We start from the raw sequence: 11,480 nt of genomic DNA, 5'->3' as shown, positions 1-11,480 counted from the left end.
GGTGGACTCCTTCGCCTTGTCACGCCTTGTCCCGTTGTCACGCCTTGTCCCGCGCGCCCAGGGGCAGCCGGTCGCACCACGACGATGGGGGAGCGCGATCGGCTGTGGCTGGAGAGGGCCTTGAGGTGGGACGTACGGGGGCTCAAGTGACGGACGGTCATGGGGTGGATGCCAACGCGTGCGGGCGGGGCTGCTGTTGGTGCTCGGCGGCGCGTTCCGTGCGGTGCCGCTCGCGGTAGTGGCCCGGCGCGGCGAGGAGTTCGGCGTGCGTGCCGCGCTGGACGACCCGGCCCCCGTCGAGGACCACGATCTCGTCCACCGCGTCCAGGCCGATCGTGCGGTGGCTGATCAGCAGCACCGCGCGGTCCGGGCGGGGCGCGAGGAGCGCGGCGAGCACCGCGTCGGCGTCCCGGGGGGCCAGCGATTCGGTGGGCTCGTCCAGGACCAGTACGGCCGGATCGGCGAGCAGGGCCGCCGCCAGGCCCAGGCGGCGGCGCTCACCGCCGGAGAACGCGGCCGCGTCCTCGCTGACCTCGGCGTCCAGGCCGCCGGGCAGCGCGCGCACCCAGTCCGCGGCCCCGGCCCGGGCCAGCGCCGCCCACAGCCGGTCCTCGGCCGCGCCGGGGCGGGCCAGCTGCAGGTGCTCGCGCACGGTGCCGGCGAACACGTGGTGGTACTGGGTCAGTCCGGCGGCCAGCCGCGGCCGCAGCGCGCCCTCCGGGAGGTCCGCGAGCGGTACGCCGCCCAGCGCGACCCGGCCCGCGGTGGGCTCCAGCAGCCCCAGGGCCAGCCCGGCGACCGTGCTCTTCCCGGAGCCGCTGGGCCCGACGAGCGCGACCCGACGGCCCGGTGCGAGGACGAGGCGGATCCCGGTCAGGGCGGGGCGCGCGGCACCGGGGTGGGTGACGCCGACGTCGGTGAACTCCAGGGTGAGGGGGCCCGTAGGTGTGGCCGTCCGCCCCCTGGTCGGGGTGGTCGGGAGGGTGCGCAGGGCGCGCAGCCGGTGCAGGGAGGTGGTGAGCCGGGTCAGGTGGTCGGCGGCGGTGCGGACCGGGGTGGCGAGGTCGAGGGTGGCCAGCGCGGTCAGGGTCAGGACCGCCGCGGTCACCGGGCCGGTGGCGGCGCGCAGGGCGAGGACGGCCACCGCGGCCGTGGTGCCGAGCTGGACCAGTACCGCCGTCGCGGCGAGGACGGCCGCGGCGCGGGCGGCGGCGAGTTCGCGGCGGGCCACGGCGCGGGAGGCGGCGCGCTCACGGGCGGCCACCCGCGCGGTCGCCCCGCACAGGGCGAGGTCCTCCGCGCCCTCGACCACGTCCACGGTGCGCGCGGCCAGTTCGGCGCGGGCCGCCGACAGCCGGGCGGCGGAGCGGCGCCCGGTGGCCGCGGCCAGCACCGGCAGCGCCACGCAGGCCAGCAGCAGCCCCGCGCCCAGCGCCCACCCGGCGGCGGGCACCACGAGCGCGGTCCACACCGTGACCCCGCCGCCCACGAGCAGCGCGGTGAGCATCGGCAGCGCCACCCGCAGCAGCGCGTCCTGCACGGCGTCGGCGTCGGCGACGAGCCGGTTCAGCAGCTCGCCGCGGCTGAAGGCGCGCAGCCCGTACGGTGCGTGCGGGGCCAGCAGCGTGAGCAGCCGCCCCCGTACCCGCTCCATGATCCGCAGCGTCGCGTCGTGGCCCCACAGCCGCTCGGCGTAACGCAGCGCCCCCCGCCCCAGGGCGAACGCGCGGACCGCGACCACCGCGACCATCAGCGCCCCCAGCGGCGGCTGCTGGGAGGCCCGGCAGATCAGCCAGGCCGCGCTCGCGGTCAGCGCGATGGCACAGGCCTCCCCGAGCGCGGCGGCGAGCGCGGCACCGATGAGCCTCCCGGCGGGGGTCTGGTCCCTGCCCGGGGTCGGCCCGCTGCCCGGGACCGGGCCCAGGGCCGGGGCGGGGTCGGAGGTGCGCTCCGGGACCGGGGCGGAGGCAGATGACTGGGCCGGGCCCAGTTCCGGGGCCGGGGAGGGGCTGAAGGCGGGGGACAGGGCAGGGGGCGGGGCGGAGGCCGGGTGCGGGGCTGCCGACGGGGGCGGGGCTGAGCCCGGGGGCGGGGTCATGGGTGGGTCTCCTCAAGTGCCGGTACGGGGCGCGGCGCGTGCAGGCGTAGGACCGTGTCCGTGTGTTCGACGACCGCCGGGCGGTGGGTGGCCACCAGCAGGGTGGCCCGGCCCGCCGCCGCCTCCAGGGCGCGCAGTACGTGCTCCTCCGTGCCGCCGTCCAGCCGGGCCGTCGGCTCGTCCAGCAGCAGCAGCGAGGGGCGGCGCAGCAGCGCGCGGGCCAGTGCGAGCCGCTGGCGCTCCCCGCCGGACAGCCCGGCGCCGCCCTCGCCGACCCGGGTGGCCGGTCCGTCCGGCAGGCGGCGTACGAAGTCGGCCGCGCCCGCCGCCTCCAGCGCGTCCCACACCTCGTCGTCGCCCGCCTCCGCCCGCCCCAGACGCACGTTGTCCGCGACCGACAGGGCGAACAGGTGCGGCTGCTGCGGCACCATCGCGATCCGGTCCGTCCACGCGGCCCGGTCCTGCGGCGTGCGCGCGGCCACCGATACGCCGCCCACCCGCAGGTCCCCGGCGAGCGGCGGCAGCAGCCCGGCGATCGTCCGCAGCAGGGTGGTCTTGCCGGTTCCGCTGGGCCCGGTGACCGCGCAGCTGCGCCCGGCCTCGAACCGCCAGGACAGCCCGGTCAGGGCGGGCGCGCCGGGCGCGTGACCGACGCTGAGCCGGTCCAGTACGAGGGGGAAGCGGGCCGGGTCCGGCAACGGCTGTGCGACAGGAGGCCGTTCGCGTACGAGGGCGGGCGCGGGCGCGGTGCCTTCGAGGAGGGTGCGGACCTCGGCCAGGACCGTACGTCCCTCCTGCGCCGCGTGGAACCGCGCGGCCAGCAGCCGCAGCGGCCGGTACGCCTCCGGGGTCAGCAGCAGCACGGCCAGCCCCGTCGACAGCGGCATCGCGCCGTCCAGCAGCCGGAAGCCGACCGGGACGGCGATCAGCGCCACCGACAGGCTGGTCAGGGTGTCCATGACGAAGGTGGACAGGAAGGCCACGCGCAGCGTCCGCACCGTCGCCCGCCGGTGTTCGGCGGCCCGCGCGCGCACGCTCTCGGCGGCCCGGCTCTCCTGCCCGAACACGCGGAGGGTGGCGAGGCCGCTGAGCGCCTGGAGGAAGTACCCGCCCAGGCGCAGCAGCACCGCCCACTGCGCTTCGGTACGGGCCTTGGTGTGCATGCCGACCAGCGCCAGCAGCAGCGGCACCAGCGGCAGCGTGACGAGCACGACCAGGCCCGAGACCCAGTCCGCGGCCCAGATGGTGCCGGTGACGGCGAGCGGCAGGACCACCGCCTGTGGGAGCAGGGCCACCGATCCGGTGAGGTGGTCGTCGAGCGCGTCCATGCCCTTGCCGAGCAGGGCGACCACTGAGGCGGGCCGCGGGCCCCGGCCGCGGACAGCGGCGGCGGTGACGGCCGCGGTGAGTTCCGCGCGCAGCTCCTCCTTGTACCGGGCGGCCGCCGCGCCCGCCGAGGCCCGGTCCCACCAGGCGTGCGCGGCCCGCCCGGCGATCACGACCGCGAGCAGCGGGACCGGAACGGCGTGCAGTGCGGCTCCCGGGCCCCGTTCGACGGCGGCCGCGAGCACCGAGGCCAGGAAGACGCACTGCAGGAGGGTCAGGACGGCTTCCGCCACCGCGCCGAGCGCGCGGTGCACCAGGAACCGCCGGAGCAGGGGCGAACTCCGTACCAGGGCGAGGTCCATCGGTCGCTGTCCGTCCTGACTCTCGGGGCCTTCAGGAGAAGGCGGGTGCGTCCAGCGTTTCGGATGCCGGTGTCGCCGGAGCGGGGGTGGTCCGCGCCGGGGCCCACAGCACCAGCCACATGTAGACCTGCGCCGCGACCACGATCAGCAGCACCGGCCCGGAGGTCCAGATCACCGCCGCCAACGCGGTCTGGTCGGTGGCCAGTTGGGCCGCCGTCGGCGCGGGCACGCCCGCCACGGTGGAGGTCAGCAGGGCCGGGTACTTGCCCGCGAAGACCGCCCCCGCCGCCGCGATCACGGCGGCCGTGGTCGCCCAGGGCGCGAGCCGCGCCCGCCCGCTCCCGGCCAGGGAGCGGGCGAAGAGCAGCGCCCCGACGGCGAGTACGACGGCCAGCGCCGCCAGGACCGGGTGGCGCAGCGCGTCGGCGACAGCGCCGGTGCTGCGCCCGCCGACCCAGCCCGTCAGGGCGGTGACCGCGAGCAGCGCCGCCGCGAGCATCGCGCCGATCCCGGTGAGCGCGGCCGCCCGCCGGGCCGGGGCCCCGGTCAGCCGGGCGGCCAGGAAGGCGCTGCCGTGCGTACCGAGCAGCGCGACCATGGTCAGCCCGCCCAGCAGGGTGAACAGGTCCGGGGCGGCGACGCCCCGCACATGACCGTCACCGCCCAGGGAGACCCCGGCGGCCGTGACGGCGAGGAAGCAGCCCCAGCCGAAGGCGGCGGCCGCGCCGGCCGCGCAGATCAGCAGGTCGAAGGCGCGCCGGACCCGCTCGCCGGGGTGCCGGCCGCGCAGTTGGATGCCCGCGTTCAGGACCAGCGCACCCGCGAAGGCGATCAGCGCGTAGGGGTACGCGCCGTCGACGAGCGCGCCGCGGAGCCCCGGCAGGGTCCCGGCGAGGGCGCCGATGGAGACCAGCAGCCAGGCCTCGTTGCCGAGCAGCAGCGGCCCGACCGCCCCGAGCACGGCGCGCCGCCCGGGGGCGTCGGAGCCGGTGCGGGGGAGGGCCAGCCCGACGCCGTAGTCGATCCCGGCGAGGACCAGATATCCGGTGAACAGCACGATGAACGCCACGAGGGCGAGGGTCGGGTAGCTCATGACGGGTGCACTCCTTCCCGGGGGGCGGCGTACGGATCGGCGTGCGGACCGGCTTGCGGCGCGCGGGGGTTCGTACGGGGATCCACGCGCGGGTCGTGCCGCCCGTCGTGGGCGGGGGCGGCCAGGCCACTGGCGAGGGAGTCCGAGGCCGTGCTGCCGGAGGTGGCGGGCTCCGAGCCCTGGCCGAGGCCGCTCTCGCCGGGGCCGCGCAGGGCGGCCCGGGACAGCAGCCACCAGTCCAGGCCGAGCAGACCGACCACGAGGACGACGAGGACGAGGAGCGAGGCGGTGAGCCGGCCCGTACCGAGGCCGGGGGTCATGGCCTGGCGGGTGGTCAGGATGCCGGTGATGACGAACGGCTGGCGGCCGACCTCGCGGACGATCCAGCCGCAGAGGTTCGCGACGAAGGGCAGCACCATCGCGAAGGGCAGCAGCCGCCGCAGCACGGCGGACCGCATGACGTCCGCGTCCGAGTCCGGCGTGCCGGTCCCCTGGCCGGGGTGGCTGTACGGGGCCTGCTGGGCGTACGGGCCCGGCTGGCCGGGATGACCGTACGAGGGGTACTGGCCGTGCTGGGCCGGGGGTTGCCCGTACTGGCCCGTGCCCTGGCCGTACTGGCCGGTCGGGCCGTGCAGGCCCTGGCCCGGGGCCCACTGGCCCGGGTAGACCTTGCGGCCCCGCACCTGGGTCGGGACGGGCCGGGCCGGGGGAGCGGCCTGCCACTGGCCCGGCCGGGGGGCCTGGCCGGTGGGCCACTGGCCGGGGTATGCCCGGCCCGCAGGGGTCTGCGGGCGCTGCTCGCGCAGGGAGACGAGGGCCCAGATGCCCAGGATCAGCAGCACCCCGCCGATCATCATCATGAGGGTGAGGGCGCCCAGTACGGGCCCCGACGGCGGCCCCTCCAGCGGGCCGAACTTCTTCGCCAGCTCCTGGAGCTGCCGCGTCACCTCGGCCTGGTTGCCGTCCAGCACCGCCCCCTTGAGCGGCTGGTCCTTCTTCGTGTTGCCGAGCTGGACCATCCCGCTGAGGACGACCAGAGAGGCGCCCCAGGTCCCGGCGTGCGCCCCCATCTTCAGGGAGTGCCGGACGAACGCCCGGTCCGCGCGCCCGCGCCGGTGCAGCAGCAGGCTGATGCCGAGCACGAAGAAGCCGCCGACCGCGAGCGCGCCGCCGGTGATGTGGAAGATGGCGATCCAGGAGTTGGCGTTGGAGAACAGCGCCCCGAAGCTGGTCAGTTCGAGGTGCCCGTCGCGCATCGTGTAGGCGACCGGGTTCTGCATGAAGCCGTTGGCCAGCAGCGCCCACACCGCGGAGGTGTACGCCGCGGCGGCCACCACCCAGATGCACGCCAGGTGGACGTACTTCGGCAGCCGGTCGAAGCCGAAGATCCACAGCGCGAGGAAGGTCGACTCGGCGAAGAACGAGACCACCGTCTCCACCGCGAGGGGCGCGCCGAAGACGCTGGCGGCGGAGGACTCCAGGCCGGTCCAGTTGGCGCTGAGCTGGAACTCCATGGCCAGGCCGGTGGCGATGCCGACCGCGTAGTTGATGACGTAGAGGGTGCCCCAGTAGGTGGTCATCCGTCTGAACGCGGGGTCGCCGGTGCGCACCCAGCGGGTGTGCGTGACGGCGACGAGGGCGACCAGCCCGAGGGTGAGGGTGACGAGGAGGTAGTGAGTGGCGACCGTGAGGCCGAACTGAAGGCGCGCCAGGTCCTGGGGGGCCATTCCGTTCACCTCGATTCTTTCGTTGCTAGAATTCCTAGCAACACTAGACAATCGTGGTCGGCGCCCCTAGGGTTGGGCCTCATGAGAATCCTCTTTGCCAGCGTGGGCAACTTCGGGCACATATTTCCCTTGCTTCCCTTGGCGAGGGCGGCGCGAGCCGCCGGCCACGAGGTCGCGTTCGCAACGGGTGAGCAGTTCCACCAGACCCTCAGCGAGGCTGGTTTCGAGCCGGTGACGGCAGGCCGGTCCGTGCCCGAGGCATTCATCGAAGCAGCGGGCGGTCGAGCCTTCCTTGAGGCCCACGGCGGCGAGGTGGGCGCCCAGGACGTCCCGCCGGAGGTCCTCGCGAACCTGCACATCAAGGTGTTCGGCTCGGTCCTGCCGCGGTGGGTCGCCGCCGACCTCGCGCCGGTCTTCGAGAGCCGCAGCTTCGACCTCGTCGTCCACGAAGTGCTCAACCCGGGCGCCGGATTCGCGGCCCAGCTGGCGGGCGTACCCGCCCTCGCGCACGGCGTCGGCCTGCTCTCGCAGGACCACGAGGCCGAGCGCCTCCAGCAGGAGATCCTCGCCACCGCCGCCGACCTGGGCGTCACCGTGCCCGCCGGGCAGGCGCTCACCCTCGGCAACACCTACATCGACATCTGCCCGCCGTCCCTCCAGGACAAGGCGTTCGTCGCCTCTGTCCAGGAGCGCATCGAGCAGCGCCCCGTCGCCTTCGTCGAGCCCGGCGAACTCCCCGCGGGCCTCGGCGAGTCGGGCGAGCCCTTCGTCTACCTCACCCTCGGCACGGCGCTCGGCTCCGCCGAGAACCTGCGCACCGTGATCGACGGCCTCGCGCCGCTGGGCGTGCGGGTGCTGGTCGCCGCGGGCTTCCGGGTGCAGATCGCCGACCTCGGCGAGCTGCCGGAGCACGTGATCGTCGCGCCGTGGCTGCCGCAGTCCGCGGTCCTGGCGCACGCCGCGCTCGTCGTCCAGCACGGCGGCAGCGGCACCACGCTCGCCACCCTCGAAGCGGGCCTGCCCCAGCTGATCGTGCCGCAGGGCGCGGACGGTCCCGCCAACGGCCAGGCCGTACGGGACGCGGGCGCGGGCGAGGTCCTCTTCGACCTGACCGCCGACGCGGTGACCGAACACGCCCGCAAGATCCTGGGCGACCCCGGCTACCGCGACGCGGCCCGCAAGATCGCCGCCGAGATCGCCGCGATGCCCTCCCCGGAAGACATCGCGGCCCGCCTCCCCGACCTGGCCTGACCCGCCCTCCGGGTTAAGGGCCACCGGCCCACTGAACTCCCGGGCGTCGGCGCCCCCTCCGGCCGCCCGGGCCCCGGAATCCGGTGCGCGCGCCTTCCGTTCCCCCGCGCGGCGCGCGCACCGGATCCTCAACGGGATCGGTCGGCTCAGCCTGAGACGGCTACGGGTAGCGGGGCCAGGGAGGGCTTCGTGAGGCCGGCCGGGAGGAGGTCTTCCACCGGGTCCGTTTCGGCGGCGGAGGACAGTGCGGTCAGGGCGGTGCGGAGGTCGTTCGCCAGGGCTGACGCCTGCGCGCGGTCCAGGACCGCGGAGGCGAAGTCCAGCGCCAGCAGGGGGTCTTCGCGCCAGCGCAGCACCGTCAGGGTCGCGTCGGCCGTGGCGCCGCCCAGGTGCCCGTGGTGGAAGCGGGCGGTCAGTGGGCCCGCCGTGGTGCGTACCGGCAGCAGGCCGTCGTGGTCCGCGAAGGTGACCTGGGTGAGGGGGGTCCGCGACCGGTCCCCGCGCAGGCCCAGTTCGCGGACGAGCGCGTCCGTGTCGAGCGCCGCGCAGGCCAGGGCCTCGCCGAAGGCGCAGGCGATCCCGCGCAGGAAGTAGTCGACGCCGCCCTCCAGCTCGCAGCACACCGGCACGCTCGCCGAGCCCGGCGCGACCGTCCGCAGCGGCGCGCCCGCGCGGTGCCTCGGGAGTTCGGCGCCCACCAGCAGCCATTCGTGCCCGGAGCGCCGCCCCACGGCGAGCGCCCAGGCCGCGAGCAGCACCGTCCCGTGCGGTACGCCCGCCCGCGCCGCCGTCGAGTCGACCGCGTCCCGCAGCTCCGCGTCCAGCGCGAGGGACAGCCGCTCGCCCCGGAAGTCGAAGACCGCGGGCCGCCGCCCGGGGGCGGTCAGGTCCACCACGGCGGGGAACTCCCGTATCCGTTCCACGCGTTCGGAGAGCAGCACCGGGTCCGGGTCCTCCCGTATGGCGAGGGGCGGCGGCGCCCCCGCCCGGGCCGCGGCCGGCTGCCGCCCGGCCGCCGCGCGGGCGTAGTCGGCGAGCAGTTCCCGCCAGACCAGGGCCGCCGACCAGGCGTCCGCGACCGCGTGGTGGCAGAGGAACGACAGCAGGTGCCGGTCCGCCGCGAGCCGGGTCAGGGCGAAGACGTAGGGCGGCCGGTCGGGGTGCCCGATCAGCCGGTCCACCTCCTCCGCGAGCCGCGCGTGCACGGCGTCCACGGCCGCCCCGGCGCTCGCGGCCGGAGCCCCGGGCAGCTCGGGCAGGGTGATCAGGGGCGGGGCGTAGGCGTCGAGCACCCGGCGTACGGGCCCCCGCGCCGACGTCGGGAACGCGGTCCGCAGCCCCTCGTGCCGTGCGCCCAGCGCGGCGAGCGCGGCCCGCAGCACGGCGGGGTCGAGCGGCCCGGCCAGTTCGGCGCTCAGCATCCGGTGCACCGCGCCGGGGCCGACGTAGCGCTGGGCGGTGAGCGGCTCCGACTGCCCGGGCAGCAACGGGAGTTCGCGCGGGCCCGGGCCGGGATCCGGGGCCGCGGGGGCCACCGGCACGGCCCGGGCCAGTACGTCCGTCAGCGGAGCGGCGCCCAGCAGCTGGGCCACGTCGAGCGAGAGTCCCAGCTGTTCGTCGGCGCGCGCCTGGAGCCGCATGGCCTGACCGAGGCCGCCGCCCAGGGTGAGGAAGGGCGAACCCGAGGCCCCGGCCGGCAGCGTGCGCCGATCGTGGCGCAGGACGTCCGCGGCGAGGTCGAGCAGCTCCTCCAGGGGAGTCGGGGTCTGCATGGGGTGGCCCTCTCTGTGGGCGGACTTACCCCGATGCTGCCGACCATGCCTTGAAGGCCACTAGACGATGAGGTCAGAGGGCCGGGACGGGCGCGCCCGACCCCGTGACAGGACCCATGACCGGACCCGTGACCCGACCCGGCTGTCAAAGGCAGGAACCCTATCACTGACCGCTGGAATTGCACCGAAAGTGGTACCGTGTGGGCCATGACTCCCCGAGAGCGACGCCTTCGTGAGCAGGGCCAGCGCCGCCAGTTGATCCTCAGCTCGGCCCGCGAGATGGCCGAGGCCGAAGGCTGGGACTTCGTCACCACGCGGCGTCTCGCGGAGCGCATCGAGTACAGCCAGCCCGTGCTCTACCAGCACTTCAAGAACAAGGACGCGATCGTGCACGCGGTGGCCCTGGAGGGCTTCGGCGAACTCGCGGGCGCCCTGCACGCCGCGCGCGTGCGGCACGCGGAGGCGGATCCGCTGGAGGCGCTGGACGCGGTCGCGCGCGCCTACCTGGCCTTCGCGGCCAAGGGCCCGGTCCTCTACCAGGCGATGCTCACCCTCGACGCGGGCGGCGCCGCGGCCTCGGGCGGCGCGGCCGACGCCGAACAGGCGGCCACCCCGCAGCCGGTGCTCGACGCCCTCGCGGAGATCCGGCTGGCCGTCGAGCCGGTGGCCCGGGGCCGCGATCCGGAGCTGCTGACCGAGGTGCTGTGGAGCGCCTGGCACGGCCTCGCCACCCTCACCCGGGGCCGGCGGCTGCGCCCGGACCTGACGGAGGAGCGCCTCACCGCCCTGACCGCCGTCCTGACGGGACCCGCGGCCCAGGTCGGCTGACCACCCGTCTGAGGCCGGTCAGCCGCTCAGCCGGACACCTTCCCGGACTCCGACGTCCCGGCGGCCTGCCCCGGCAGCGTGGCCTGCGCGGCCTTTCCGGCCTCCTGCGCGTCCACATGCTCCTTCACGCGCTTGCCCAGCAGCGTGAAGAGCAGGATCAGGCCGACCGTCAGGATGATGTGCCCCAAGCCGCCCACCAGGGAGAAGAGTTCGGGCACCTTGTGCCCGAGCACGGTCTGGGTGCCCCGGTAGGTCATGCTCGCGCAGGTGATGGTGATGCCCGCGTTGTAGAACCAGAAGAAGTAGTCGAAGTGCTTCGTTCCCGACAGCGAGAACACCTTGTCGAGGCCGAGGACGATCAGCAGGCCCAGCATGCCCAGCGCGAGGAGGTGGGTGTGCACCACCGCGAGCTGGGTCTCCCCGGTGAAGTCGTAGGCCTTGGTGAGTTCCCGGTAGTACAGGCCGGAGATCACTCCGATGATCATGTAGACGTGTGCCGCGTAGAACGTCTTCCGCATGCCTGTGCCCCGCTCCCCTGATGATCACATCCCGCCCCGACGAGATCATTCAAGCACTCGGCGCAAGCCTCTTCGCGGAATTGCCCAGATCACTCAAGTCCGTTTCCAGCAGGCCTCGACCGTCTCTCCACCAGGGCTCCCCGGCCGCGGCGGGCAGCGCCACCGGGACCGGAGCGAGCTGCTCCGGCGTCAGCTCCGGCAGGTCCACCAGCGCACCGAACCGCCGCGCCACCTCCCCCGCCTCCGGGTCCCCGCCGCACACGAACCAGGGGCGCGGCAGCCCCTTGGTCCCCTTCACCCAGCGCAGGTAGCGGGCCGCCTCGTCCATCAGCGCGGCCCCCGGGTCGAGGGTGAAGGTGGGCACGTGCGCGGTGCGCCGCAGGTACGCCCGGCTCAGCGGCATCGAGTCCAGCCGCAGCAGGACGACCTCCACCTCGCCGCGCCCGAGGACGCTCTCGGCGAAGGCGGTGCGCGGGCTCTCGGCAAGCAGGATCGCGTTCATGGT

Annotated in this window: 9 protein-coding genes; 2 read left to right on the top strand and 7 right to left on the bottom strand. The window is 75.4% G+C overall.

The annotated features are described in order from the left end of the window. Positions 1-157 precede the first annotated feature (157 nt). From cydC to OHS33_RS38155, 4 genes are read right to left on the bottom strand one after another with little or no spacing between them, the layout of a single operon-like run. Positions 158-2,098 carry a thiol reductant ABC exporter subunit CydC gene (gene cydC / locus OHS33_RS38170; RefSeq protein ID WP_330335511.1) on the bottom strand — a complete coding sequence of 647 codons (1,941 nt, stop codon included), beginning with the start codon at positions 2,096-2,098 and terminating at the stop codon, positions 158-160. After that, positions 2,095-3,786 carry a thiol reductant ABC exporter subunit CydD gene (gene cydD / locus OHS33_RS38165; RefSeq protein ID WP_330335510.1) on the bottom strand — a complete coding sequence of 564 codons (1,692 nt, stop codon included), beginning with the start codon at positions 3,784-3,786 and terminating at the stop codon, positions 2,095-2,097. The genes cydC and cydD overlap by 4 nt, the downstream gene beginning before the upstream one ends. 31 nt (positions 3,787-3,817) lie before the next feature. Continuing rightward, positions 3,818-4,879, bottom strand: a complete 1,062-nt coding sequence (locus OHS33_RS38160; protein ID WP_330335509.1) for a cytochrome d ubiquinol oxidase subunit II — start codon at positions 4,877-4,879, stop codon at positions 3,818-3,820. Further along, the gene (locus tag OHS33_RS38155) at positions 4,876-6,606 is read right to left on the bottom strand and encodes a cytochrome ubiquinol oxidase subunit I (RefSeq protein WP_330335508.1); all 1,731 of its coding nucleotides are present in this window, start codon (positions 6,604-6,606) and stop codon (positions 4,876-4,878) included. The genes OHS33_RS38160 and OHS33_RS38155 overlap by 4 nt, the downstream gene beginning before the upstream one ends. 81 nt (positions 6,607-6,687) lie before the next feature. On the opposite strand from OHS33_RS38155, the gene OHS33_RS38150 reads away from it, so the two are divergent. Continuing rightward, a complete protein-coding gene (locus OHS33_RS38150; RefSeq protein WP_330335507.1) occupies positions 6,688-7,857 on the top strand; it encodes a glycosyltransferase in 1,170 nt (389 codons plus the stop codon). A 146-nt stretch (positions 7,858-8,003) separates the two neighbouring features. On the opposite strand, the gene OHS33_RS38145 is transcribed toward OHS33_RS38150, so the two are convergent. Next, positions 8,004-9,629 (bottom strand): condensation domain-containing protein, encoded by a 1,626-nt coding sequence (locus OHS33_RS38145; protein WP_330335506.1) that lies wholly within the window; start codon positions 9,627-9,629, stop codon positions 8,004-8,006. Positions 9,630-9,836: 207 nt separating this feature from the next. Between OHS33_RS38145 and OHS33_RS38140 the strand changes: the two genes are divergently transcribed. Then, positions 9,837-10,457 carry a TetR/AcrR family transcriptional regulator gene (locus tag OHS33_RS38140; RefSeq protein ID WP_330335505.1) on the top strand — a complete coding sequence of 207 codons (621 nt, stop codon included), beginning with the start codon at positions 9,837-9,839 and terminating at the stop codon, positions 10,455-10,457. A 26-nt stretch (positions 10,458-10,483) separates the two neighbouring features. Here OHS33_RS38140 and OHS33_RS38135 read toward each other — a convergent pair whose 3' ends face one another. Beyond that, complete coding sequence (locus OHS33_RS38135; RefSeq protein ID WP_330335504.1) at positions 10,484-10,975, bottom strand: DUF2871 domain-containing protein; 492 nt, start codon at positions 10,973-10,975, stop codon at positions 10,484-10,486. 49 nt (positions 10,976-11,024) lie between these two features. Further along, positions 11,025-11,477 carry a hypothetical protein gene (locus tag OHS33_RS38130; protein WP_330335503.1) on the bottom strand — a complete coding sequence of 151 codons (453 nt, stop codon included), beginning with the start codon at positions 11,475-11,477 and terminating at the stop codon, positions 11,025-11,027. Positions 11,478-11,480 lie beyond the last annotated feature (3 nt).

The organism is Streptomyces sp. NBC_00536 (genome assembly GCF_036346295.1).
Lineage (GTDB): Bacteria > Actinomycetota > Actinomycetes > Streptomycetales > Streptomycetaceae > Streptomyces.
The sequence above is the reverse complement of the archived record's forward strand: the minus strand, read 5'-3'. Positions and strand labels throughout refer to the sequence as shown.

Bases quoted from the DNA above. Each gene is read 5' to 3' on its own strand.
- OHS33_RS38155 (WP_330335508.1), bottom strand. From the start codon at position 6,606: ATGGCCCCCCAGGACCTGGCGCGCCTTCAGTTCGGCCTCACGGTCGCC.
- OHS33_RS38150 (WP_330335507.1), top strand. From the start codon at position 6,688: ATGAGAATCCTCTTTGCCAGCGTGGGCAACTTCGGGCACATATTTCCC.
- OHS33_RS38160 (WP_330335509.1), bottom strand. From the start codon at position 4,879: ATGAGCTACCCGACCCTCGCCCTCGTGGCGTTCATCGTGCTGTTCACC.
- OHS33_RS38130 (WP_330335503.1), bottom strand. From the start codon at position 11,477: ATGAACGCGATCCTGCTTGCCGAGAGCCCGCGCACCGCCTTCGCCGAG.
- cydC (WP_330335511.1), bottom strand. From the start codon at position 2,098: ATGACCCCGCCCCCGGGCTCAGCCCCGCCCCCGTCGGCAGCCCCGCAC.
- cydD (WP_330335510.1), bottom strand. From the start codon at position 3,786: ATGGACCTCGCCCTGGTACGGAGTTCGCCCCTGCTCCGGCGGTTCCTG.
- OHS33_RS38145 (WP_330335506.1), bottom strand. From the start codon at position 9,629: ATGCAGACCCCGACTCCCCTGGAGGAGCTGCTCGACCTCGCCGCGGAC.
- OHS33_RS38135 (WP_330335504.1), bottom strand. From the start codon at position 10,975: ATGCGGAAGACGTTCTACGCGGCACACGTCTACATGATCATCGGAGTG.
- OHS33_RS38140 (WP_330335505.1), top strand. From the start codon at position 9,837: ATGACTCCCCGAGAGCGACGCCTTCGTGAGCAGGGCCAGCGCCGCCAG.